This is a genomic window from Bradyrhizobium sp. USDA 4504 (assembly GCF_054063995.1).
In genome coordinates, this window is record NZ_JBSSGV010000001.1 from 1,874,194 (window position 1) to 1,897,852 (window position 23,659).

The window sequence follows — 23,659 nt, forward strand, 5'->3', positions numbered from 1 at the left end:
ACTCCCGGGGCGATGCGTGCTGTTGGAATGGAGGCGACAGGCTCCGTTGCCTGCGCAATCGCGCGCAGCATGATCGGCGACCGGTTACGAGCCTTGATCTATGTCAACGGTCACGCGCAGGCGATGCGATGCTGCGACGGATAGTCGCTCACGATGCGAGTGCGCGGCACATGTGTGGTGTCGGCAAGATCATGAAATCGCGAGGCTCTCGCAGCTGCGGTTGACATAGATCAACATCCTGCTCGCCAACCGCCGTCTGATGTCGACCGATACGGTTGCTCGCCCTTTTCGGCACCCCCCGCACGAGATCGAAGCGGTCGCACGCCGAAGCCCCGGGACAGCATGAACGGGTGACATCATGATCGATTGGCTCTTCCAGACGCTCCGCACCTATCCCGAAATTGCGATCTTCCTCTCGCTGGCCCTGGGCTACTATTTCGGTTCCTTCACCTATAAGGGGCTTGGACTGGGCGCGGTCACCGCGACACTGGTTGCCGCTGTCATCATCGGCCAGATCGGGATCACCATATCAGGGCCGCTGAAGCCGTTCTTCTTTCTGATGTTCCTGTTTGCAATCGGTTACGGTGTCGGACCGCAATTCGTGCGCGGTATCGCGCAGGACGGCGTCCCGCAGGCGATTTTCGCGGCCGTGGTCTGCGTCTTCTGTCTGCTGTCCGCCTATCTCGGCGCCAAGGTCGCCGGTTACGACGTCGGATCGGCGATCGGGCTCTATGCCGGCTCGCAGACGATCTCCGCGTCGATGGGACTCGCGACCGACGCCATCAATCGCCTTGGTCTGCCCGCGGACGAAGCCAAGAAGCTGCTCGATGCCATGCCGGTCGCCTATGCCGTGACCTATATCTTCGGCACGGTTGGGTCGGCGATCGTGCTGGCGCTGCTCGGACCGGCGCTGCTCGGGATCGATCTCGAAGCCGCGTGCAAGAAATACGAGGAGGAGCATGGCGGCAAGAAGGAGCTGGGCGGCCCAGGGACGGCCTGGCACCAGTTCGATGTGCGCGCCTATCGCGTTCATGAGCGCGGACCCGTCGCCGGCAAGACCGTCGGGCAGGCCGAGGCGCTGCTTCCCGATCATCGAATCTTCGTCCTCCGGCTCCGGCAAGCCGGCAAGATCGTGGAGGCAACCTCCGACACCGTGATACATGCCGGCGATGTCGTCGCCGTCGCCGGGCGCCGCGATGTGCTGGTGCAGCTGATCGGCGAGCAGGCCGAGGAAGTTGACGATCGCGAGCTGCTGGCGGTGCCGATCGAAGGTGTCGATGTCTACGTGACCAGCAAGGACGTCGACGGCAAGACGCTGGAGCAACTGGCCAAGGAACCGGGCGCTCGCGGCGTATTCCTGCGCAAGATCGTCCGGGGGGCGATCGCGACCGAGATTCCGATCCTGCCGAACACCAAGATCAATCGGGGCGACATCCTCACCCTGGTCGGCCGCACGTCCGATGTCGCTGCCACCACAAAGATGCTGGGCCGGCCGGACCGTGCAACCGATGTTGCCGACGTCGCCTTCATCGGGGCTGCGATCGCGATCGGCGCCCTGGTCGGCGCCTTCGTCTACAAGATCGGAAGCGTGCCGCTGACGTTGTCCACCTCCGGCGGCGCATTGATCTCAGGTCTGTTCTTCGGCTGGCTCCGGTCCGTGCACCCGACCTTCGGCCGCATCCCGTCACCCACCGTGTGGTTTATGAACTCGGTCGGCCTGAACGTCTTCATTGCCGTGGTCGGAATCTCCTCGGGCCCGGGATTTGTCGCCGGCCTGCAAAAGCTCGGCTTCAGCCTGTTCCTTTGGGGCGTCGTCGTGACCACCGTGCCGCTGATCCTGGCGATGTTTGTCGGCAAATACGTGTTCCGCTTCCACGACGCGATCCTGCTCGGATGCTGCTCCGGCGCGCGCACCACGACCGCTTCGCTGGGCATGATCAACGACCGAGCGAAGAGCCAGATTCCCGGTCTTGGCTACACCGTCACCTACGCGGTCGGAAACACGCTGCTGACGATCTGGGGCATGGTGCTGGTGATGATGATGACATAGTCGCGGCCCGGGACCGTGTTGAGACGATGTTGAGCTGGCTGGCGCAATTTCTCGTTCGTTATCCGGAGCTCGCGCTGTTCCTGGTGATCGCGGCGGGCTACTGGATCGGGAGCTTCAAGATCGGCGCTTTCAGCCTTGGCCCGGTGACGGGCGCGCTGTTCGCAGGACTCGCGGTCGGCGATTTCGCGCATGTGCCCGTCTCGAGCATGACCAAATCGTTCCTGTTCCTGCTGTTCCTGTTCGGGGTCGGCTATTCGGTCGGTCCGCAATTCGTGCTGGCGATGAAGCGCGACGGGCTGAAGCCCATGCTGATGGCCGTTGTCGTGAGCCTCACCGGTCTTGCGGCGGCGATCGTCGTGGCACGCGTGCTGCGGCTCGACCCCGGCTTTGCCGCCGGGCTCCTGTCGGGCGCGCTCAGCCAGAGCGCTGCAATGGGTACGGCGACCGACGCGGTCAATTCCCTGCCTGTGTCCGAGGCACAGCGCGCGTTGTTTGTCTCGCATATCGCGGTCGCGGATGCGGTCTGCTACATCTTCGGCTATGCTGGCGTGATCACGTTTTGCACCATTGTCGTTCCGGCGCTGCTCAAAATCGATCTGAAGGCGGAGGCGCTCAAGCTGGAGCAGACCCTGGGCATCACGCGCGCCAAGCCCGGCCTCGCGTCGGCCTGGCGCAAGTTCGAACTGCGCGCCTACCGGCTGGATGCTCACGCTGCGATCGTCGGACTGACAGTTGCGGCCGCCGAAACGCGCGTGCCCGGGCAGCGTGTATTCATCCACCGCATCCGTCGCGGCGAGCGCGTCCTCGAGGCGGAGCCTGCAACGGTGCTGGCGGCAGGCGATGTCGTCGCGCTGTCGGCGCCGCGCCAGATCATCGTCGAACTGATCGGACCGCGCGGGGAGGAGGTCGAGGACCGGGAGCTCCTCGATATCCCCGTGGTCGCGGCGGACGTGTTCCTGATCAACGCGAAGCTCGCGGGCAGCAGCCTCCAGCAGGCGTCTGAACAAGACTGGACGCGCGGCCTTTATCTGCGCTCCGTGAGCCGGGGCGGTGAAGCGCTTCCGATCGCTGCGGGCACGGTTCTGGAGCGCGGCGATCTGCTGAGCATCGTGGGTCCTGAAACCGTGGTGCAGAACGCGGCCAAGAGCATCGGCGTCATCGTCGCGCCCAGCACCACGATCGATTTCGTGGTGCTGGGGCTCGCGATCTTCTTCGGCGGCCTCGTTGGCGTGCTCCTGAGCTTTTCGATTGGCGGCATCACGATCTCGCTGAGCACCAGCGTCGGTACGCTGCTCGCCGGACTTCTTGTCGGCTACCTCCGTACGCGTCTGCCGTATTTCGGCCGGATCCCCGACGGCGCCATCAGCCTGATGACATCGCTCGGACTGGCTGCGTTCGTCGGCCTGACCGGGATCCATGCCGGGCCGATCTTCCTTTCCGCGATACGCGAGTCGGGCATCGGGCTGCTGCTGGGCGGCATGATCGTCACCCTGTTGCCGCAGATCGTCGGCTTCTGCTTCGGCCATTTCGTGTTGCGCATGAACCCGATCCTCCTGCTCGGTGCGCTGACTGGAGCTCAGACGGTCACGGCCGCGATGGCGGCCATTCAGGAGCGCTCGGGCAGCTCCGTGGTGGTGCTTGGCTACACGCCCGCCTATCCGATCTCCAATATTCTGCTGACGACCTGGGGATCGATCATGGTCGTTGTTTTCGCTGGATGACGGGGCAGGGACGGCTCGCGCCTACCTCGCCTTTGAGAGCGGCGCACAAGCGAGCGTCCCCCTGGTCCGGACGACCGTATTCCGCCTGTTCCGAACTGAACCGCGGTTTCCAACGAGTCCCTGCGGCTGAAGGGTCAGCGCGCCCGGCGGGGCGAATCTCGAGATCCGGATCGATGCCTTGATGAAGTCCCTCTGCTGGCCGCGTGGCCCAGACTGCGCCGATGTTGCAGGGGACTAACGCGCATTTCAGAGCGAAACATGAATATGAATGCGGAGGCCGATGAGTAACCCAGCCGCAACGCGATCTCTGTGATCGGCAGGTCGCTGCCCAACAATTCGATAGCCTTGAGCAGGCGGAGACGCTGACGCCATGCACGCAAGCTCATGCCGACTTCGCGCTCGAAGTGTCGCGTCAAGGTTCGCGGCGACATGCCAATCTCACGCCCCCATCTCTCGGCGTGGCGCGGATTCGCAGGATCGGCGTAGAGGGTTTCACAGAGGGCCAGCAAGCCCGGGTGGGTGGGCCAAGGTAACGCTGCCGAGATCGGCGTCGCCCGCCGCAACTGATCGAGGATGAGCGCGATAACGCGGTCGGCGTAGCTACGATCCTCGCTTTTCAGCGACGCGGCTTCCACGATGAGCGTCCGCAGGAGCGGGGAGACATGGATGACGGTCGTGCGCGAAGTCATGCCTTGGCTGGCAGCATCGGCGACCCAGAGGCTCCGGAATTCCGCTCCCATCAGCGAGCCGACCGAATGCTTCGTACCGGCCGGCAGCCAGACGGCCTGTTCCGGAGAAATGACGACGCTCCGTCCATCCGCCTTCACGGTGAGCGCGCCCGAGATCGCGTAGACCAGCTGATTCCAGCTGTGACTGTGTTCGGCGAAGTAGCTCCTCGCAGGAAGAGACTGCACCCGTACGATCAAAGGCTTCGGTGATCCGATGCCCTGCGGGGCATCGACCGTCTTCCAGCCGGCATTCCCTGGCGAAATGTGACGTTTCATCGACATAAATTGGCAATCTGTAGAAGGAAAAGTCCAACGATTTCTCCTTAACTCCGACGCGGTGATCCACGGCCCGGTGGACCGGCCACCGGTCCTATTGGCCACGTCCCGTCGACGGACATCTAACGGCGGAGCAAGCCGCAGCGTGAACTTCAATTTTTCCGTTCCCAGCCATGAGGCGCCGACCGCCATTCGCCGCGAGCGCAACAATGTCGCAAGGCTTGCCGTCGCCCAGGCCCTCGCAGGCGCCAATTCCACGGTCGTCTACGCAACCGGGGCCGTGGTCGGCGACATGCTGGCGCCCACCAAGGCACTTGCGACGCTGCCGGTCTCGGTTTTTGTCGTCGGCATGGCTCTGTGCACGCTTTCGGCGGGCGTTGTCGCGCAGCGCTATGGCCGGCGCACGACATTCCTGCTTGGTGCAGGCAGCGGCGTCCTCGCAGGCTTGATTGCGGTCCTGGCGGTACTCAACGCGTCATTCCCGCTATTCTGCGCCGGGACCTTCTTTGGCGGCGTCTACGCGGCCGTGGTGCTCTCGTTCCGCTTTGCGGCGGCCGATTGCGCAGCACCTGAACGGCGTCCGCGCGCGCTCTCGGCCGTGATGGCTGGCGGTGTGTTCGCCGGTGTGATCGGTCCACAGCTTGTGACGCACACCATGAATCTGTGGGCGCCGTACCTCTTTGCCGCGACGTTTGTCGGCCAGGCGGTGGTTGCGACGCTCTCCGCGGTTATTCTGGCGGGCGTTGAGCTTCCTCCGCTGACTGCAACGCATCTCAACGCCGGAAGGCCGCTCGCTGTCATTGCCCGGCAGCCGCGCTTTATCCTGGCCGTGATCTGCGGGGTCGTCTCCTACGCTCATGAATTTCCTCATGACCGCAGCCCCGCTGGCGATGAAGCTCTGCGGGCTGCCTCAGGAATCGGCCAATCTCGGTCTGCAGTGGCACGTCATTGCGATGTACGCCCCGAGTTTCTGGACCGGCCGCTTGATCACGCGCTTCGGCGCATCCGCGATCGTCGCGGTCGGGCTGGTATTGATTGCGGCCTCTTCGTCGGTGGGCCTGCTCGGGATCGATGTCGTGCATTTCTGGGCGACGCTGAGCCTGCTCGGGATCGGCTGGAACTTCGGCTTCATCGGCGCCTCCGCGATGGTTCTGGAGTGCCATCGTCCCGAGGAAAAGGCGCGCGTTCAGTCGCTCAATGACTTCGTGGTCTTCGGCACGATGACCGTCGGCTCCTTCCTGTCGGGCGGGCTGCTGTCGTCCTTCGGCTGGTCGACCGTCCTGATGCTGTCGTTCGCACCACTCGTCGCCGCATTGCTGGCACTCATCGGCTTTTCATACCGGCCCACCGCACGACCAAGCTAGCGTCTCGAGGAGAATCCACATGAGCGTAGCGGAAACCCCGGTTCAATATATGGAGCGAACGCGCCAATATTACCGTGCCCTTGGTTACGACAACGACTATGTAATGTCTGGGCGAGGTTTGATGATGTCCCTTTCACCAAACCTGCCAAACTGTCATCGGACCTGCGTATCGCACTGATTACCACGGCCAGTCCGCCGGATTTTGACGGCGTCAAACGGGTGTGGTCGGGTGAGGTTTCGCCGCCGCCCGGGAAGCTGTTTACCGACAACGTTGCGTGGGACAAGGAATCGACCCACACCAATGATCCGGGCAGCTTCCTGCCGGTAGAAGCCGCTTTTGGATTGGTCGGCGAGGGCGCCCTTGTCGGACTGACCCGGCACTTTCACGGCGTGCCGACAGAATATAGCCAACGGAAAACGAACGCGGAGGATGCACCTGAAATCCTGGTACGGGTTCGAAAAGACGGGGCTGATGCTGCGATCCTTTGCCCCCTTTGCCCCGTGTGTCATCAGACCGTAAGCTTGGTGGCCCGGCATCTGGAAGCGAACGGCATTCCGACGGTCATTGTCGGCTCGGCGCAGGATGTCGTGGAGCACTGCGGCGTGCCACGGTTCTATTTCACGGATTTCCCGCTGGGCAATCCTTGCGGGCATCCCTGGCGACCGGACATGCAGCGCGAAATCATGCGCCAGGCGCTCGCCTTTTTGACACGGCGACGGCGCCGCGAACGACTGTGAAAGCGCCATTTGCGTGGAAGGAGGAGGGTTCCCTTTGGCGGCCCCGGTATGGAAGAGTAAATCCAGAGGATCGCGAGCGGCTGCTCAAGCTGGGTGACGAGCGCCGCCGGCGGCAAGCCAAGGCCAAGCAGGTTTCCATGGAGGGAGTGTCATCAAAATGACCGAGAGTTCGATGGGAAATCGGGTGGGCGTTCTTGAAGACCGGTACGGCAACCCCTTGAGCACAAGCTCTGCCGCCGCCCGCGACGCATATGTCGCCGGCGTCGACAAGCTGCTCTCGGCTGGGTCGGGGATTGACCAGGCATTCCGCGACGCGATCGCCGCCGACGAAGGTTTTGCTCTGGCGCACATTGCGCTTGCGCGAACCCTGCAACTGCTCGGTCGCGGCAACGAAGTCAAAGCGCCGCTCGAACGTGCGATCGCGCTGGCGCCTGCTACGACTTCGCGCGAGCAAGGTCATATTGCGATCTTTGCCAAGATCCTGAGTGGTCAAGGCGCTGCGGCGGTTTCGGCGATCGCCGAACATATCAAGCACTGGCCGCGCGATGCCATGGTGCTGGCACCGGCCACCGGTGTCTTCGGCTTGATCGGCTTCTCGGGCAAGTCCGGCCGCGAGGTTGAGCAACTGGCGATGCTGGAGCCGCTTGCAACCCATTACGGCGATGACTGGTGGTTTCGAACCGTGCTCGCGTTTGCCGAAATCGAGCTGCATAGGCTCGACAGTGGTTTCAGGAATATCGAGACCGCACTTCGTGGTTGTCCCCGCAACGCTCACGCTGCGCATATCAAGGCCCATCTGTTCTATGAGAAGGGACAGCGCGAGGAGGGGCTGGCTTATCTCGAGCAATGGAACGCCGCTTACCCGCGCGAGGCGCAACTGCATTGCCATATCAGTTGGCATCTTGCCCTGTGGTCGCTGGAGACCGGCAGGCGGGATCAAGCCTGGCAGATCTATCGTGAGGCGCTGCATCCGGGCGGCTCGTGGGGGCCGCAAATCAATGTCCTCACCGATTGCGCCTCGTTCCTTGCGCGCGCCGAGATGGCGGGCGAGCCGCGATATCCGGAACTGTGGAGCGAGATCAGCCAGTATGCGGCGAAGTGGTTTCCCAACTCGGGGATCATCTTTGCCGACATGCACAGCGCGCTCGCCTTTGCAATGGCCGGCGATGCGGAGGCCTTGGCCAGGATCATCGAGAACCCGAAGGGACCCGCCGCGGACATGGTGGTGCCCATCGCGCGCGGGTTCGATGGTTTGGCCAAGGGCGACTGGACACGCGTCGTCGATGAGCTAACGCCCGTCCTGGCAACCCATGAAAGGGTTGGAGGCAGCCGCGCGCAGCGCGACCTGCTGGAATATTCCGTGACTTGCGCCTTGCTGCGCAGTGGTCGCGCCGACGAGGCGCGGCGGCTGATCGCGTCACGACGACCGCAGAATGCGGCGAGCGGCGTTCCGCTCGCGGGGTTCTGAACGTGTCCTGGTTTAGGACCTGCGCTGGTCAAGAGACCCGAAATGGAGAAGCGGTGGTTTCGGATAGCGCAGCCTGAGGGAGAGTAACGATGCGCATCAACGATGATCTGTCGAAGCCTGTTATCGTTCACGCCTCGAAGCTGGACTGGGTGGCGAGTCCGTCGGCCGGCGTGGATCGGCGCATGCTGTTCCGCATTGGCGCCGAGGTCGCGCGCGCCACCTCGATCGTGCGCTATGCTCCCGGTAGCGCCTTCCCGCGTCATACGCATGGCGGTGGAGAAGAGATTGTCGTCCTTGAAGGTACCTTTCAGGATGAGCATGGCGACTATCCCGCGGGCAGCTACTTCCGCAACCCTCCGGGGACGTCACATGTTCCCGCCTCGAAGGACGGCTGCACAATCTTCGTGCGGCTCTGGCAGTTCCGGGACGAGGACCGGACCCAGGTCGTGCGTCAGCCAGGTGAGGGCCAACAGGTTGCGCCGCGCCCCGGTGCAAGCAACGTCAGCGTGCTATTTGACGACGGCCACGAAGAGGTCCGCCTTGAAGACTGGCGGCCGGGTGAAATCGTCAGCCTTGCGAACGCGCGCGGGCTCGAGTTCTTTGTTCTATCGGGGGGACTAACGATCGGGGGCGAGACGCTGCAGCCGCAGGGCTGGGGTCGGCTACCCGCCGGCGTCGACCTGAAAGCGACGGTGGGCCCGCAGGGCGCGAAAATCTGGGTCAAGGAGGCGCCGCTGCTGCATCCGGATGTCTGTCGACTTCCCGGGTAGCCGGTACAGTTCTGACCGCCTCCGTTGAGCTCCCTGCAATGGCGAAGCTACTTTGCATGGGGTTGTTTTCGATATTTTGGTTGGGCCGGCCTGTTTCGGCCGGGCAGCGCTCCGAAACATCATGTTGCATTGAACCGATGTTGCGGCTAGGCAATTGAGATGACATGGAAATTTTCCGTCGCCCCGATGATGGATTGGAGCGAGAGTTTAAGCTTTTCAACCGGTTAGATGATGGCGTGTGCACGACGTGTGCACCGGGAGATCGAGAAAAATCTCAACACAGCCAACGTGCGCAGGCCTGTGGCGCATGTGCCTGGATCTGAACTTCCGAGGGCAGGGCGAGGCGAGTGCTTAAGTGCGGTCTCAGCTGTTCGACGCGGAATGGTCGAAAACCGTGGGTTTGACTTCCACTCTCTCCGCCAGCAATTCAGCGCACTCTATTGCAATTATTGCATTTTCTGAGACAGATTAGGCGTCAGTCCCCAAAATGATCCCCAAAGTCAGCACAGGTCGATCCTTGGCGGGCTGACGTTGGTTTGATCCTTCCAGGCGATCATCGGCCGGGTTCTCACCGGGCTCCCCCAATCATTCGCGCGATAGCATGCGGGGACAACTACAGTTCCTTTCTTTCCGAACAACGGTTGCGCGTGTAAGGCTGCAACTCTCGGTAGCCGAGAGCTGATCATGTCTAAAACTGCTTTTTTTGCCTATCCGTCATCAGAGCCGATCAACTCGACAGCCGATGAAGCCGTACGTGAGGTCCAAGAGGTCCACGTTACGCCTTGGCCGCATATGAACACATATGGATATCGGTTAGATGATCTCATCCGAGAGCAGATCGACGCGGCTGACTTCCTTCTGGCCGACATAACGATCCCCAATTTCAATGTCTATTACGAGATCGGATATTGCATAGGCTCTGGCAAGTCTGTCGTCCCTACCGTGGATTTTTCTTTGAAGGGATCGAAAGACAACGTCGATCTGACCGGGCTCTTTGCGACGACAGGTCAAATCAGGTACCAGAACTTCAAGGAGCTTAGTTCAAAGATCGACAAGATCGACTTGAGCCATTGGCGTCCTATCGCACCTAAGCCCAGGAATTACAATCAACCGCTGTTCTTTTTGGGCGCGTTCAAGCGGACGAATTTCATCGAATACATCTCGTCAGCGATTTCCAATTCCAAAGTCGAGTTGCGGCAGTTCGATCCCACCGACACAAACTTTATGTCTATCAATGATGCCTTTGCCGAGGTTTCGGCATCGACAGGCCTCATTCTGCCTTTGATTGGGCCAGATGTCGAAGGTGACCTAAAACACAATCTGTTGTCATCCATGCTCGCGGGCATGGCGCACGGATTGGGCATTGAGCCTCTCCTGATCCAGTTCAATGACGTTCCGGCCCCGGTCGATTTCAGGGAGTTTATCTCGACTGCTCGCGGGAGACTGGAAACAACGAAAGAGGTTGAGGACTACTGTCAGCAAACGCTGATCCTGAACCAAAGAAGTAAGCCGCCCGCCCGAAAGAGGTCTCCCACCTTGCTTGAACAGGTGGACCTAGCAGGCCGTTGAAGAACTCAGCCGCGTTCGCAAACGAAGGCTGAATCGTCGCCATTGTGGATGTAGAAGTGGCCAACGAGCCTGCCCGCAGTGCCGATCATGGCCCATCCGCGACCACAGGACGGATCATTCTCGTCGTGCCCCTCCCATGAGAACTCGGCGCAGGCCGATCCGTCGCGGGTGCCGTAGCGAGCATCCAGGAAGCCCTTGAGAGCCCCAAACGCTATTTCGCCATCGGACTTGCCACGGAAGGTGAGATGCGCCTCTCCGACAAGATCGAGGAAGTCGCTGTCCCAGTTGTCCATTTCGACGATGCGCCAGCGGCCGGCAAAGGCCTTGGCAAAGCCGGGCACCTTGGCCATCAACCGGTCTCCGCGATCAACTTGGGCAGCCGCACCAGATTGTAGGCGGCCGCAGCGAAGGTAAAGGCCCATCCGACCCGATCACGGCCACGGAATCTGGTCTTCTCTTGCCCGGCGACCGTCTTGATCCAGCCGAATGCCTCCTCAATCCGCTTGCGGATGCGCTGGCTGACAGCATAACCGCCGTGCCGGGTCGTACGCCCGTCGATCGCAGAGCTACGGCCGCCGGTATTCTGCGCAACATGCGGCGTCACGTTCATCGAGCGCAGCTCGTTGACGAAGTCTTCTGCATCGTAGGCTTTGTCGGCACCAAGCGTGATCGCTGTCGGTCGATCGGCACGAGGCTCGATCATGTGCAGCGCGGCCACCCGTTCGGCATGCCCACCGGCCTGCGTCAGGCAGGCGTCGACCAGCAAGCCGTGGCGGTTCTCCATCAGCCCGTGCCCGATGAAGCACAGCTTCGTCTCCTTGCCTTTCCCCTTGCGGTAGAGCCTGGCCTCCGGATCGGTGGTCGAAGCATGGGTGTCGTTGGAGCGCTTCTGGCCATGGAAGTTCGCTTCAGCATTGCGCCCGCCGCCTTGGGCCGGCGGCTCGCCGGAGCTATCCTTCGGTTTGACGCTCTTCATCGAGGCCCAGGCCTCGATCAGCGTGCCGTCGACCGAGAAGTGATCGCTCGACAGAAGCTTCTTCACCCTGGGCTGCGCCAGCACCGCCGCCAGGAACTTCGCCGCGATGTCGCCTTCCAGCAGCCGGTCGCGGTTCTTCGAGAATACCGAATGGTCCCAGGCTGCATCGTCGACTCCGATTCCGACGAACCAGCGGAACAGCAAATCATATTCCAACCGCTCCATCAGAAGTCGCTCCGAGCGGATCGAATAAAACGCCTGCAACAGCATCGCCCGCAGCAGCTTCTCCGGCGGGATCGACGGCCGTCCAATCGGCGAATAAAGGGCGGCGAACTCGTGCTCCAGCGCCGCCAGCGCCTCGTTCACGATCGTCCGGATCCCTCGCAGCGGATGATCACGCCGCACCCTTGCTTCCAGGTCGACGTAGCTGAACAGCTCGCCCGTTCGATTGTCGCCGCCGCGCACGCACCATCTCCGAATCTCGTCGGAGCCAATGAATCATGATCCTCGGTCGGCGGCGACCGCCTTTTTTCAACAGCCTGCTAGGGAAATCAGCGGCAGAGCACGAGGCCACGCGACTAGATCAGTATTTTGTCCACACGGCCCAGTTCACCTCAGCTTGCCGTGCGAAGGGCGGGATAGTGGTTGGGCGCAAGGGGTCGGGAAAAACAGCGATCTTCTTCGCCACGCTGGAAAGGAAGCTGTCGGACAAGCGCAACCTGACCGTCCCGCTAATGCCTGTATCTCATCGGCTATCCGAGTTGAGGCAGAACTTGGTAGACGTAAAGGCAGCAGGATTTTTTGACCACACTATAGAAGCCTTTTGGCAATACATCATCTACATGGAAATCATCTACTCGTTGCGGGAGGCCATTCTACCAAAAGCAAAATACAATCTCTCAAAATTGAAGCAGATCGAGAGCGTGGAAGAGCGCTTCAAAATGGGAAGCGAACATGTTTATGGCGACTTTACTTCCCGATTGGAGACGGCAGTAGAGCTTGTCATCAAAGCCATTCGAGAAACGCCGAATCCGAATAAGGCAAAAGAAACTCTTACGAACGTCCTCTTCGAGCATGAAATCTCGAAGCTTCGAGACGCCGTCGTGCAACTTGCCGCCGATTATAAAACGATCAGCCTGCTGTTCGACAATGTAGACAAGGGCTGGCCGCCAACAAGGGTTGAAGAGCACGATGTGCGGACGGTGCAGCACTTAATCAATGTTATGAATAAGGTCCAACGCGAGCTTGCGAGAAAGCAATTGGACTTTGAGTATCTGCTTTTCTTGCGAGGTGACGTTTACGAAAGGCTGGTCGAGAACACAGCAGACCGGGGCAAATTTGACCCGATTAAAGTGGATTGGTCGGACGCTGAACAATTGAGCCATTTGCTCCATCAGCGAGTGATATCGTCGGTTCCCGAGGGCAAGGAGGATGCTGCGTGGAATGCCATCAATCCTGTGATGGACGATAAGCGCACAGCCGTCGAGATGATGATTGGAGCATCATTGATGCGTCCGCGATTTCTTATTGATCTTGCCGAGAAGGCGCTATCAATTGCTGTAAATCGCGGGCACCCGATGATCACCGTTGATGATGTGAAGACAGCATTGCAGAAGCATTCCCTCTACTTGGTAACGGACTTCGGTCTTGAAGTAAGGGACGTCTCTGGACTGTCTGAAAGCATCTTCTATGACTTCATTGGGGAAGGGCAACGGTTAACGCCCCAGCAAGTTGCCGAAATAGTTCGAAAGCAAGCGAACGGCCTTCAACCAGAAGAAATTATAGACTTGTTGTTGTGGTACGGGTTTCTAGGAATTCCAGACGCTCGTGGTCGGCCGGTTTTCATCTATAACCGGGACTACGACTACAAGCGATTGGAGGCCGAGCGCGACCGCTTAGGGGACGGTTTAGTGTATTACGTGAATGCGGCATTCTTGGAGGGCTTGCGCGATTAGGTCGAGGGTTGTTGGGTCGCGGAGGTAGCTCACAACATGCCGCTGCGCTGCTTCGGGCCAGACGGCCCCATTCAGTCTTTCGACCTGACCGACGCAGAGTGGTCCGCGTTGCGGCTGGATAACAGCCGTTCAAGGCTATTGCGAATGCCCTGCTGTGATGCCTCAGTAATCATGAAGACATCCGCTCGGGGGCTCAACTTTTTCGCCCACAAGTCGCGCGGACCTTGTCAGAGTGCGCCAGAGACCGAAGAACATCTAGTCCTGAAAGCGCTGGCGGCAGCGGCGGCTCGCCGAGCAGGATGGACTTGCTCAACAGAGGCACGCGGCTCGTCGCCATCAGGCGAGGCATGGACTGCTGATGTGCTGGCGCTGAAAGGACTAAACAAGATCGCCATTGAAATCCAATGGTCGGGTCAAACGGACGAGGAAACCCTATATCGCCAGGAGCGCTACCGGCAGTCGGGCATTCGATGCCTTTGGCTGTTTCGGCGCCCCGGATTTCGCAACTCCAAGGACTTGCCCGCCGCTTGCGTCAGTGGAGACATCGCTACGGGATTTGAGGCTCGGCTGCCCGACCAAGCAATGCCCCTCAACGAGTTTTTGGATGCCGCATTTGCAAAACGGCTTCGATACGGAATTCCTCTGGGAGCGAGAACAACCGTTCGCATTCATTCAGGCGTGCTCGACTGTTACAAGCCAAACTGTCGGGCACGAACGCGCATCGTCACCTTCATCGAATTGCTTGTTGGTCCGCATCGGTGCGAATTTAAGGTCCCCAGCCTAACAAATTTTCCGGACCTATTGGCCTTGTGTGTGAAACATATACCCGGTGGGTCTCGCGTTGGCATGATCAAGTCGCGATACAGTCAAACGCAAGAGCGAAGATTCATGAGCAACGGCTGTTATAGCTGTGACTGCGGATTCCGATGATCTCGCCCGGGTGTACCGATTTGATCTCGCCCAGGATTCCGAGATGATCTCGCCCACCATTCCGATTTGATGTCGCCCGGGGCGCGAGGCGTTCTGGCTGTTTGGTTTCTGGCATCGGTGAAGCCGCGGGGTCAACCTTGAATCGCGGCTTGAGGCCCTTCTTCGTCTGCTGTTGGTCTGCTGTGGGCATGTGGGCAACGCTCTTTGCGTTGTCCAAGCGCAGCGGCATGTCCACAGCGCCACTGGCTCAGGCCTTTCGATCGGGTTTGCGGGTTCGCCGCAGGCTCTCGCCGTTGAGATCGATCCGGTGGGCGTTGTGGACCAGGCGGTCGAGGACGGCATCGGCGTAGGTGGGATCGCCGATCAGCGCGTGCCATTGATCGACGGGGAGCTGGCTGGTGACGGTGGTGGAGCGGCGGCCGTAGCGGTCCTCGAGGATCTCGAGGAGGTCGTGGCGGGCTGCGGCGTCGAGCGGCTCGAGGCCCCAGTCGTCGAGGATGAGCAGATCGATGCGGCCGAGCGCCCGCAGGAGCCGCGGGTGGCGGCCGTCGCCGCGCGCCAAAGCGAGGTCGGTGAACAGCCGCGGGACACGCTGGTAGAGCACGGAGCGATTGTCGCGGCAGGCCTTGTTGCCGAGCGCCGAGGCGAGCCAGCTCTTGCCGACGCCGGAGGGCCCGCAGATCAGCAGGTTGGCGTGATCGTCGATCCATTGGCCTTCGACCAGCATCGTCAGGAGGCTGCGGTCGAGGCCGCGCGGGGTGCGATAGTCGATGTCCTCGACGCAAGCCTGTTGGCGCAGCTTGGCGTATTGCAGCCGCTTCGATAGCCGCTTGTCGCGTCGCAGCGAGGCTTCGCGTTCGAGCAGCAGCGCGAGCCATTCGGCATGGCCGAGGCTTGCGGCATCGCCGCCGGCTTCGATGTCGGCAAAGGCCTTGGCCATGCCATGAAGGCCGAGCGCGTGGAGTTGATCGAGGGTCGGATGCGTGAGCAAGGCGTGATCTCCTAGTTGTAGTAGCGTGGCCCGCGGATGTTGGGATGAAGGACCGGCGCGTTGTCCGCGGGGCGCTTGGGTGAAGGACGCCGATCGAGGTTGTTGGCAAGGATCGATTTGACCGAGCCGTAGGTGCGCGCGCCGATGTCGATCGCCCGCATGGCGGCAGCATCGAGCCGCTCTTGCCCGTAGGATTGGCCGAGCCGGATGATGCCGAGGCAAGCGCGGAAGCCCTGCTCCGGGTGCGCCCGCTCATCGAGGATCAGGTCGCACAGCGCCGCGGTGGCCGGCCCGATCGTGGCGGCCTCCTTGCGAATGCGCTCGATGGTCCAGCCGGCGTAGCGCCGATGACTGGACGCCATGTGTTCCGGCACGGTGGTGTGCTTGTGGTTGCCGCTCATGCGCTGATGCGCGGCGATCCGCTCGCCCTTGTGGAAAATCTCGACGGTGCGGGCGGTGAAGCGCACCTCGACCTCGGCGCGGACGAAGCGATGCGGGACGCTGTAGTAATGCGCCTCGACCTCGACGTGATAGTCGATGCTGACCCGGCAGATCCGCCACTCGGCGAACACGTAGGGGCTCTCCGGCAAGTCCTTGAGCGCCGGCCGGTCGATCTCCTCCAATAGCTTGCGGCGGGTCACGCCGAGCCGCCGGATCGGCCGCTCCTCGTTGAGCCGGGTCATTAGCTCGGTGATCGCTGCGTTGACCTCGGCGAGGCTGTGGAAGGTGCGGTGGCGCAGCCGCCCGAGCAGCCAGCGCTCGACCATGAGGACCGCCTGTTCGACCTTCGCCTTGTCCCGTGGCCGTCGCGGCCTGGCCGGCAGAATGGCGGTGCCGTAATGCGCCGCCATGTCGGCGTAGCTGCGGTTGATCTGCGGGTCGTAGAGGCAGGCCTTGATCACTGCGACCTTGGTATTGTCCGGCACCAGCAGCGCCGGCACGCCGCCGATCGCCTCGAAGGCGCCGACGTGGCCGCTGATCCAGTCGGCGAGCCCCTGCGTCCAAGTCGCCTGCGCGTAGGTGAAGCTCGATGCGCCGAGCACCGCGACGAAGATCTGCGCGGCGCGTCGCTCGCCGGTGAACCGGTCGATTACCACCGGCACGCCGTCGCCGGCATAGTCGACGAACAGCTTGTCGCCGGCCGTATGCGACTGGCGCATCGTCACCGACAGGCGGCCTTCCCAGGCGCGGTAGAGCTCGCAGAACCGCGAATAACGATACCCGCCGGGTTCGCCCGCGATGTACTCGTCCCACAGGATCGACAGCGTCACATGCTTGCGCCGGAGTTCGCGGTGTACCGCCGCCCAGTCCGGCTCGGCCTGCCGGCGATGGCCCCGCCGGGTGCCGGGACCGGCTCCCGCGCTGGCGAACAGCCGGGCTTCCAGCGCAGCGTCGGTGATGTCGTCGGGCAATGGCCAGGTCAGCCCCGCTGCCTCGAACCGGTGGATCGTCAACCGCACCGTCGAAGGGGCTGTCCCCACCCGCCGCGCAATCTCGCGGGTCGGCATCCCGGCCGACTTCAATCTGATCACATCGCGCACATGGCGCATCGCAAACCTCTCCGTCGGCATCCAGGTCCCCCTTCGCAAAGCCGAAAGGCGGGACCGTATCGGAGCCAGAAGAGGCCTCGTCACCCCGGGGCGACATCATCCCGGAATGGTGGGCGAGATCATCTCGGAATGGTGGGCGACATCAAATCGGAACGGTGGGCGAGATCATTCCGGAATGGTGGGCGACATCGAGCGGAATCAGCAGTTGGCGAGGAAGCGCGATCGCACGCGCACCTCCAGCGGCCCGTCCGGGCCATTCAGCGACAGGACGTCCCCCGCCGCCGACCAGCTGAAGCGCACATGCGGGTGGCGCGCCAGATCTTCCGGCGTTTGCGGGCATCCCTCGACGGCGACGTACTCCGGAGAAGCTACCAAAATCCGCCGTAGCATCGCCAGACGCCGCGCCACCAGCCCGGGGGAAGCGAGCGTGCCGAGACGGATGGCCACGTCGACAGCCTCGCCGATGAGATCGGCGTATCGGTCGTCGGTGATCAGCTCGACCGCCAGCTTCGGGTGAAGCCGCTGGAAGCCGATCAAGATCGGCGCCACATGCGCCTGGCCGAACCCGACCGGCGCATGCACCCGCAGGATGCCGCTCAGCGTGCCCGCCGCCTCGGTCACCCCGTCCTCGACCTCGGTCACCGCCTCGAGGATTCGGCGGGCCTGGATGTGGTAGCGCTCACCGGCCTCGGTCAGCGCAAGGCGGCGGGTGCTGCGGTTCAGGAGGCGCACGCCCAGCCGCCGCTCCAGCGCTGCCACCTGCTGGCTGACCGCAGGCTGGGTCAGCCCCAGCTCTCGCGCTGCCGCCGACAGGCTGCCGAGCTCCGCCACCCGCACAAAGGTTGCCATCGTGATGAAACGATCCATCGCCACCGATCTCAAAGGGCTGCTTATGGATGATAGTAGGCACAATCACCTACCGAATGCACCACGAATGAATGATCTCTCCGGGACTGGTCCTGATTGATTTCCTCAACCTGGAGACGACTATGAAAATGTTTTACAATCCGTTCTCGCCCTTCTCCCGCAAGGCCCGGATCGTCGCCATCGAGACCGGCCAGCAGGACCGGATCGAGCTGGTCCTCATTAACACCGAGGACCCGGCAAACGGTCTGTCGGCGTACAACCCGGTGCGCAAGATCCCGGTGCTGGAGGCCGATTTCGGCCCGCTCTACGACAGCCCTGTAATCTGCGAGTATCTCGACTCGCGGCATGACGGACCGAACCTGCTGCCCGCCGCGGGCGAGGCCCGCTGGCGCGCGCTGCGCTGGCAAGCCCTGGCCGATGGACTGTTGGATGCCGCGCTCCTGATCCGCTACGAGCTGAACCTGCGCCAGGAGTCTGGACGCAGCGAAGCCTGGATCGAGCGCCAGACGACCAAGATCCGGAATGCGCTCGACCGTATGGAGGCGGAGGCGGCGGAGCTCGAGGGGCCTGTAACCATCGGCACAATCAGCGCCGCTTGCGCCCTCGGCTATCTGGACTCGCGCTTCGCCGACTGGGACTGGCGCGAGACCCATCCCGGCCTGGCAGCTTGGCATGCGGGCTTCGCCAAGCGTCCTTCCTATATCGCGACGATCCCTCGGGCATGAGCGGTGCGCCGACGCCTGATCACCGCGTGACGGCGACTTCGGTTCGGGACGATCCACCGAACGCCCTTCGATGATCTGGGAGGATCCTCTCGAGTTTCGTCGCATCGCGGCAAATTTCGAAAAGCCTGGTTCAGAAGATAGCAACGTCCAACCCTCGGGAGGGCATCATGGAGATTCGACGAGAGCAGCCAGCCGGCGCGAGCGTAGAACCACAGCCTCACGGCGACCGTTGGCAGAGTCGCGGTCCGACGAAGTTATTGTTGTCTTCGATGAATCGAGGCTGGTCTGGCCTGTCGGCCGAGGTGCGCACTCATGGCAAAAGCGTAATTCCCTGGCAAGGCACGCAATCCGATACCGAGATTTGTATCGATATCCGTGGTAATGGGTCGCTCATCACGCGGCGTGCTTCCGGGATCGTGGATAAAAAGGTCACCCGCGCCGGCACCGTTTGGCTAACTCCAGCGGGTTGGCGGGACGGCTCCGTCGACATCGCCAACGATCTGCCGGAAATCATGCATATCCATCTTCCCTCGAGCCAGTTCTCCCCGAGCAAGCTCGGTATCGACGTCGATGAGTCGGTGCTCGGCTTCCGGAGATATCAGAGCGCCTTCGAAGATCCGCTACTAGGCGAGATGGCGCGGGCCATCGCGTCGGAACTGCAGGCCGAAACCTCTGCAGGCACGCTGCTGGTCGAGTCACTGGCAAGCAGCATGGCCGCCAGGCTGATTCAAAAACACATCTGTACGCCAACTGCCTCCTTTGTTACCCGCTTAGCGAGAGAAGGGCTCGATCGCCGCAGGCTCTTCCGCGTGCTGGATTATATCGAAGCAAACCTCGAAGGCGATCTCACTCTTGATCGCATGGCATCAACGGCGGCTCTGAGCCGCTACCACTTTGCCCGCGCCTTCAAGCAGGCCGTCGGACAATCTCCCCATCGCTATGTGAGTACCAAGCGCCTCGAGCGCGCGAAACTCCTGCTGATCGAAGGTGATCTCCCCTTGGTCGAGATTGCACTGGCACTCGGCTTTTCCAGCCAAGCCAATTTTTCACGCGCGTTCCGGCAGGCGACCGGTCTGGCGCCCGGCCAGTATCGTCGGGGGCTTGGATCGTGGGAACGCGACCCGTCGGTGGACGATATCAGTCGGGCTCTTCCGATTCTGGCGTGATCGCGGGCGCGAGGCGGCCGGGTCAGCGCGGTCGGCATTGTGACCTGGTATTTGATGATTCAGTTTTTATGAGTGATTGGACCTTCCGGGCACGTTTCGAGATAAATCGATACACGCGCTTGCAGGCACCTCGACTTCGGCAAAAATATGCAAGCCATGTTTGCGCAACGGTTCGCCAACTCCCGGTTTATCAACCACCAACGCCGAGACCCCGCGCCTGGCAAGAGCGTTTGGAAAGCCCAAGAGAAAAAGAAACTCCTTCAGTCCGTCCAAACCGTTGAAATGCGCCATGACAGGTGCAGGACCCTTTGTCTCGGCCGGAACGAATAAACGCAGGAAGCGCCGTCTAAAGGAACCGTTACTCTCTGCCAATCCACACCACCCAGTTTCTAAATACTTCGAGAAACTTGCAAGCAGCAGGTCGTAGGCCGCATGCGAGGAGGATATGTGCGCGCCGGCATCCGTTCGCCAGTAATGTACATGACCGTTGCTTGAGCTGAAGATGCTGGCCTCCTCATCTCCAGAGGTTCGTTTTGGCCAGGTCGATCAACTCGTCGCCGCGGCCGCTGATCACGGCCTTGATCATGTACATGGTGAAACCCTTGGCCATTTCCAGTGTGACCGAGGGCGGCATGGCGAGTTCGCTCCGGTTCACGACCGCATCGATCAGCACTGGACCGTCGTGCGCGAGCGCCGCAGCAATTCCTTCCGTGACGTCGGATGAATGCTCGAGGCGGATGCCGCGTATGCCCGCGGCTTCGGCCATCGCTGCGAAATTCGGATTCTTGAGCTCGGTGCCGTAGTTGAGAATTCCCGTCGACTTCTGCTCCAGCTCGATGAAGCCCAGGGCACCATTGTTGAACACGACGACCTTTACGGGCAGCCTTTGTTGGGCAAGGGTGAGAAGATCGCCCATCAGCATGGTGAAGCCGCCATCACCCGAGAGCGAGATTACCTGGCGGCCGGGATAGGCGGCCTGCGCCCCCACGGCCTGCGCCATGGCATTGGCCATGGAGCCGTGCCAGAACGAGCCGAGCAGACGGCGCTTTCCGTTCATCGCCAGGTAGCGGGCAGCCCAAACCGTTGGCAGGCCGACGTCGCAGGTGAACACCGCGTCATCTGCAGCCTGGTCGTTGATCGTCTTTGCGACCTGTTGTGGATGAATCAGTGCCTTGCCCGGCATGGCCACGGCAAGCTCGTCCAGCGCCTTGCGCGCCTTGGTGTAGTGGCGCTGCGCCTGTGCCAGATGTGTGCCGTCGGCTTTTGTCTTGAGCAAGGGAAGCAATGCCGCAAGCGTCGCCCGGACATCACCCACCACACCGAGATCGACAGTGGCACGGCGGCCGATATTCTCCGGCCTCAAATCGACCTGCACGATACGGGCATCGCGGTTGTCCGGATAGAATTGCCGATAGGGAAAATCGGTCCCGAGCATGAGCAAGAGGTCGCAGTCGCGCATGGCGTAATAGCCGGAGGAAAAGCCGATCAAACCCGTCATGCCCACGTCGTATGGGTTTTCCCATTCGACATGTTCCTTCCCCCGCAGGGCGTGCACCATGGGCGCCTGGAGCCGTTCGCCCAGGGCTAGAAGTTCGTCATGCGCTCCCGCGCAGCCGGAGCCGCAGAGGACGGTCACGCGGCTCGTGCCATTGAGCAGTCTAGCAAGCTTTTCGAGGTCGTCGGTTGCCGGCGTTACGACCGGCATCGGCGGCAGCAAGCTATCGGCTTTTGGGGCTGGTGCAGTCATAGCCGCCTGCAGCGCGACGTTGCCAGGAATGACAAGCACCGACGCGCCTCGCTTGCCGACTGCTTCCTTGATCGCGACCTGCAACGCTCGCGGCATCTGATCTGCTCCTGACACGAGCTCGCAATAGTGGCTGCATTCCTTGAACAGGTTCTCCGGGTGGGTTTCCTGAAAATAGCCGCTGCCGATCTCGGCGGAGGGAATATGCGCAGCGATTGCGAGTACAGGAACGCGGGATCGATGACAATCGAACAGACCATTAATGAGGTGCAGATTACCCGGCCCGCAGCTTCCGGCGCAGACTGCGAGCTCGCCCGTCAGATGGGCCTCGGCGCCCGCGGCGAAAGCGGCGACCTCCTCGTGACGAACGTGGACCCAGTCGATCCCGCCATGACGCCGGATCGCATCCGTCAAGCCGTTGAGACTGTCCCCAACCACGCCGTAGATGCGCTTAATGCCGGCCGCCGCCAGCGTCTCAACGAATTGGTCAGCAACGGTTTTGGCAGGCATGGCGCGTCCTCGAATGTTGAGCAAGCCGCGTTCGGCCAAAAGGCTGTCAGCACGGGTCCTTTCTCGGAGCGCTCAGGATACCGATGCATCGGACAGTGGCTTTTCTTCGGTTGCCGCTGTTTTGTCAGGAGTTGCTGAAAACACGAGGATGACGACTGAGAATGAAGCTACATTCCCGCCAGCGGCTTTCTCCTAATTTGCAACCGAGTTCGCGGCCAGACTTGCGCACGCCGCCGGGTGTCAACTACGCAAGTCATCCGCGCCTTCTCAGCGCCAGCAGGCATGCTCTTGCATTCCTACCTCGTGAGTCTGCGGGGTGGGCGCACGAAGGTGGCGCTGCGGACCGGAAAGCACCTGACATTCAGGCCTGCAGGTGCCATAGGCGGCGCGCTAACGCGCACGCCGTCGCCAATTGCTCGGGGTATCGCCCGTTAGCTTCCTGAACGCCGCGGCGAACGCGGTTTGGGAAGAATAGCCGAGCGCGACCGCGATTGAGAGCACCGACGCGTCGGTGTCGCGTAGCATATTTTTAGCTTCCTCCAGCCGTTGCTGGCGTCGCCAAGCATGCGGGGAGAGCCCGGTGCTTTCCTTGAAGGCGCGGCAGAAGTGAAATCGCGAAAGACCGGCATCAGAAGCGAGCGCCGCGAGCGATACGTCCGCATCGTTATCCGAACGCAGGCGCTCGATGGCGCGGCGCAACACTATCGGTGAGAGGCCGCCCAGCGTCGGCTGGAACGTGGTCGGCACACCGACATGCGCAGCCAGCAGGCGCGTGGTCACGAGGTCCATCAGCTGATGCCTGAAAAGGGTATCCAGGCCGTTGCCGTCCATGGCACCGGCCGCTGTCAGGAGCAATCGAGATGTAATGGGATCGGGCTGTGCCGTCCGCTCCAGGAGATCGGTTGAGGTGGTGCTGTCGAGCTCACCTGCAACCCGCTCGAGCGTGGTGTGCGGAAGATAGAGTTGGACGACGTCGACAGGCTTCGGAATGTCCCACCGAGAGCTCGATCCTTCGGGAATGATGATCACGGCTCCGGGGCGAAGCGTACCGATAGCGACCGCGCTTCCCGTCCGCCGCACTATGCGCTGCACCGTGCCGTTGTACGCCATGATCACGTGATGGCTCATGGGCGCGACGACGTCGTGCAGCGGGTCATGCTTCCAATGGGCGATGCCGGCGCCGCAGGAATCCAAAGCCATGTGAAGTGGGGTGGTCCCGACCACCCGCGCCATTTCTGCACTAGGGTGAGGTCGCTCGACATGGGCCGGAGTGACTTGGCACGCCTCAGGCGCACCTGACGCGTCCTCCAAGGCATCGCGCGAGATGTGCTTGTTCATGAACGTATGCTCGCCTCAGCGGGAATGCAGGTTGTGGCCGTGACCTGGCCTGGCTGGGTTCGTAGGGGGGATGCGCACGTCAGTGCGCGTCGGGTGCAGGGCGGGCAGAACCCTTGTTCCCGAAGGATATGAAAATGTGTACAGTTTTCAGCGGAAAAGACCTTGTAGCCGGCCCGAATTGCGATTGAGTTTTCCTTGGCTTCTTGTCCAAGAAGGATCACAA

The 23,659-nt window shown here is 61.7% G+C and carries 18 protein-coding genes and 1 pseudogene; 11 read left to right on the forward strand and 8 right to left on the reverse strand.

Annotation, left to right across the window (positions count from 1 at the left end):
- Positions 1 to 358 precede the first annotated feature (358 nt).
- Positions 359 to 2,050 (forward strand): aspartate-alanine antiporter, encoded by a 1,692-nt coding sequence (gene aspT / locus ACVMB1_RS08110; RefSeq protein ID WP_456848422.1) that lies wholly within the window; start codon positions 359 to 361, stop codon positions 2,048 to 2,050.
- A gap of 26 nt (positions 2,051 to 2,076) precedes the next feature.
- Complete coding sequence (gene aspT, locus ACVMB1_RS08115) at positions 2,077 to 3,771, forward strand: aspartate-alanine antiporter (RefSeq protein ID WP_456849886.1); 1,695 nt, start codon at positions 2,077 to 2,079, stop codon at positions 3,769 to 3,771.
- A 134-nt stretch (positions 3,772 to 3,905) separates the two neighbouring features.
- Here aspT (ACVMB1_RS08115) and ACVMB1_RS08120 read toward each other — a convergent pair whose 3' ends face one another.
- Entirely contained in the window at positions 3,906 to 4,781 is an 876-nt protein-coding gene (locus ACVMB1_RS08120; RefSeq protein ID WP_168856807.1) for an AraC family transcriptional regulator, read from the reverse strand.
- Between the two features lie 184 nt (positions 4,782 to 4,965).
- Here ACVMB1_RS08120 and ACVMB1_RS08125 point away from each other — a divergent pair.
- The 5 genes and pseudogenes from ACVMB1_RS08125 to ACVMB1_RS08145 all read left to right on the forward strand — a co-directional run bounded on the left by ACVMB1_RS08125 (position 4,966) and on the right by ACVMB1_RS08145 (position 10,684).
- A pseudogene (locus ACVMB1_RS08125) lies at positions 4,966 to 6,139 on the forward strand (MFS transporter).
- Positions 6,140 to 6,358: 219 nt separating this feature from the next.
- Positions 6,359 to 6,877, forward strand: a complete 519-nt coding sequence (locus ACVMB1_RS08130; protein ID WP_156436194.1) for a hypothetical protein — start codon at positions 6,359 to 6,361, stop codon at positions 6,875 to 6,877.
- Between the two features lie 157 nt (positions 6,878 to 7,034).
- A complete protein-coding gene (locus ACVMB1_RS08135) occupies positions 7,035 to 8,345 on the forward strand; it encodes a tetratricopeptide repeat protein (protein ID WP_168856806.1) in 1,311 nt (436 codons plus the stop codon).
- Between the two features lie 89 nt (positions 8,346 to 8,434).
- A complete protein-coding gene (locus ACVMB1_RS08140) occupies positions 8,435 to 9,115 on the forward strand; it encodes a cupin domain-containing protein (RefSeq protein ID WP_168856805.1) in 681 nt (226 codons plus the stop codon).
- A gap of 684 nt (positions 9,116 to 9,799) precedes the next feature.
- Entirely contained in the window at positions 9,800 to 10,684 is an 885-nt protein-coding gene (locus ACVMB1_RS08145) for a hypothetical protein (RefSeq protein ID WP_456848425.1), read from the forward strand.
- Between the two features lie 5 nt (positions 10,685 to 10,689).
- Here ACVMB1_RS08145 and ACVMB1_RS08150 read toward each other — a convergent pair whose 3' ends face one another.
- Both ACVMB1_RS08150 and ACVMB1_RS08155 read right to left on the reverse strand, forming a co-directional pair.
- Complete coding sequence (locus ACVMB1_RS08150) at positions 10,690 to 11,034, reverse strand: hypothetical protein (RefSeq protein ID WP_057019377.1); 345 nt, start codon at positions 11,032 to 11,034, stop codon at positions 10,690 to 10,692.
- Complete coding sequence (locus ACVMB1_RS08155; protein ID WP_069276043.1) at positions 11,034 to 12,125, reverse strand: IS5 family transposase; 1,092 nt, start codon at positions 12,123 to 12,125, stop codon at positions 11,034 to 11,036. Before ACVMB1_RS08155 ends, ACVMB1_RS08150 begins: the two co-directional genes overlap by 1 nt.
- Positions 12,126 to 12,160: 35 nt before the next feature.
- On the opposite strand from ACVMB1_RS08155, the gene ACVMB1_RS08160 reads away from it, so the two are divergent.
- Together ACVMB1_RS08160 and ACVMB1_RS08165 are read left to right on the forward strand one after the other, a co-directional pair.
- Entirely contained in the window at positions 12,161 to 13,615 is a 1,455-nt protein-coding gene (locus ACVMB1_RS08160) for a P-loop ATPase, Sll1717 family (RefSeq protein ID WP_456848427.1), read from the forward strand.
- A 171-nt stretch (positions 13,616 to 13,786) separates the two neighbouring features.
- The gene (locus tag ACVMB1_RS08165; protein ID WP_456849888.1) at positions 13,787 to 14,545 is read left to right on the forward strand and encodes a competence protein CoiA family protein; all 759 of its coding nucleotides are present in this window, start codon (positions 13,787 to 13,789) and stop codon (positions 14,543 to 14,545) included.
- Positions 14,546 to 14,792: 247 nt separating this feature from the next.
- Here ACVMB1_RS08165 and istB read toward each other — a convergent pair whose 3' ends face one another.
- From istB to ACVMB1_RS08180, 3 genes are all read right to left on the reverse strand, one after another.
- Positions 14,793 to 15,536, reverse strand: coding sequence for an IS21-like element helper ATPase IstB (gene istB, locus ACVMB1_RS08170; protein ID WP_076828398.1), 744 nt, complete (start codon positions 15,534 to 15,536; stop codon positions 14,793 to 14,795).
- An 11-nt stretch (positions 15,537 to 15,547) separates the two neighbouring features.
- Positions 15,548 to 17,086, reverse strand: a complete 1,539-nt coding sequence (gene istA, locus ACVMB1_RS08175) for an IS21 family transposase (RefSeq protein WP_083715045.1) — start codon at positions 17,084 to 17,086, stop codon at positions 15,548 to 15,550.
- A gap of 198 nt (positions 17,087 to 17,284) precedes the next feature.
- Complete coding sequence (locus ACVMB1_RS08180) at positions 17,285 to 17,953, reverse strand: LysR family transcriptional regulator (protein ID WP_456848429.1); 669 nt, start codon at positions 17,951 to 17,953, stop codon at positions 17,285 to 17,287.
- Between the two features lie 122 nt (positions 17,954 to 18,075).
- On the opposite strand from ACVMB1_RS08180, the gene ACVMB1_RS08185 reads away from it, so the two are divergent.
- Both ACVMB1_RS08185 and ACVMB1_RS08190 read left to right on the forward strand, forming a co-directional pair.
- The gene (locus ACVMB1_RS08185; protein ID WP_456848431.1) at positions 18,076 to 18,678 is read left to right on the forward strand and encodes a glutathione S-transferase; all 603 of its coding nucleotides are present in this window, start codon (positions 18,076 to 18,078) and stop codon (positions 18,676 to 18,678) included.
- A 167-nt stretch (positions 18,679 to 18,845) separates the two neighbouring features.
- Positions 18,846 to 19,844, forward strand: a complete 999-nt coding sequence (locus ACVMB1_RS08190) for a helix-turn-helix domain-containing protein (RefSeq protein WP_456848433.1) — start codon at positions 18,846 to 18,848, stop codon at positions 19,842 to 19,844.
- A gap of 514 nt (positions 19,845 to 20,358) precedes the next feature.
- Here the strand turns inward: ACVMB1_RS08190 and poxB are convergent.
- Both poxB and ACVMB1_RS08200 read right to left on the reverse strand, forming a co-directional pair.
- Positions 20,359 to 22,098, reverse strand: a complete 1,740-nt coding sequence (gene poxB, locus ACVMB1_RS08195; RefSeq protein ID WP_456848435.1) for a ubiquinone-dependent pyruvate dehydrogenase — start codon at positions 22,096 to 22,098, stop codon at positions 20,359 to 20,361.
- Between the two features lie 390 nt (positions 22,099 to 22,488).
- Positions 22,489 to 23,436, reverse strand: a complete 948-nt coding sequence (locus tag ACVMB1_RS08200; RefSeq protein WP_456848437.1) for a helix-turn-helix domain-containing protein — start codon at positions 23,434 to 23,436, stop codon at positions 22,489 to 22,491.
- Between the last annotated feature and the right edge of the window lie 223 nt (positions 23,437 to 23,659).

What these genes read in the sequence shown, in the direction of transcription:
- aspT (WP_456848422.1), top strand. Translation starts at nt 359, where the DNA reads ATGATCGATTGGCTCTTCCAGACGCTCCGCACCTATCCCGAAATTGCG.
- aspT (WP_456849886.1), top strand. Translation starts at nt 2,077, where the DNA reads ATGTTGAGCTGGCTGGCGCAATTTCTCGTTCGTTATCCGGAGCTCGCG.
- ACVMB1_RS08120 (WP_168856807.1), bottom strand. Translation starts at nt 4,781, where the DNA reads ATGTCGATGAAACGTCACATTTCGCCAGGGAATGCCGGCTGGAAGACG.
- ACVMB1_RS08135 (WP_168856806.1), top strand. Translation starts at nt 7,035, where the DNA reads ATGACCGAGAGTTCGATGGGAAATCGGGTGGGCGTTCTTGAAGACCGG.
- ACVMB1_RS08140 (WP_168856805.1), top strand. Translation starts at nt 8,435, where the DNA reads ATGCGCATCAACGATGATCTGTCGAAGCCTGTTATCGTTCACGCCTCG.
- ACVMB1_RS08145 (WP_456848425.1), top strand. Translation starts at nt 9,800, where the DNA reads ATGTCTAAAACTGCTTTTTTTGCCTATCCGTCATCAGAGCCGATCAAC.
- ACVMB1_RS08150 (WP_057019377.1), bottom strand. Translation starts at nt 11,034, where the DNA reads ATGGCCAAGGTGCCCGGCTTTGCCAAGGCCTTTGCCGGCCGCTGGCGC.
- ACVMB1_RS08160 (WP_456848427.1), top strand. Translation starts at nt 12,161, where the DNA reads ATGATCCTCGGTCGGCGGCGACCGCCTTTTTTCAACAGCCTGCTAGGG.
- ACVMB1_RS08165 (WP_456849888.1), top strand. Translation starts at nt 13,787, where the DNA reads ATGAAGACATCCGCTCGGGGGCTCAACTTTTTCGCCCACAAGTCGCGC.
- istA (WP_083715045.1), bottom strand. Translation starts at nt 17,086, where the DNA reads ATGCGCCATGTGCGCGATGTGATCAGATTGAAGTCGGCCGGGATGCCG.
- ACVMB1_RS08180 (WP_456848429.1), bottom strand. Translation starts at nt 17,953, where the DNA reads ATGGATCGTTTCATCACGATGGCAACCTTTGTGCGGGTGGCGGAGCTC.
- ACVMB1_RS08185 (WP_456848431.1), top strand. Translation starts at nt 18,076, where the DNA reads ATGAAAATGTTTTACAATCCGTTCTCGCCCTTCTCCCGCAAGGCCCGG.
- ACVMB1_RS08190 (WP_456848433.1), top strand. Translation starts at nt 18,846, where the DNA reads ATGGAGATTCGACGAGAGCAGCCAGCCGGCGCGAGCGTAGAACCACAG.
- poxB (WP_456848435.1), bottom strand. Translation starts at nt 22,098, where the DNA reads ATGCCTGCCAAAACCGTTGCTGACCAATTCGTTGAGACGCTGGCGGCG.
- ACVMB1_RS08200 (WP_456848437.1), bottom strand. Translation starts at nt 23,436, where the DNA reads ATGAACAAGCACATCTCGCGCGATGCCTTGGAGGACGCGTCAGGTGCG.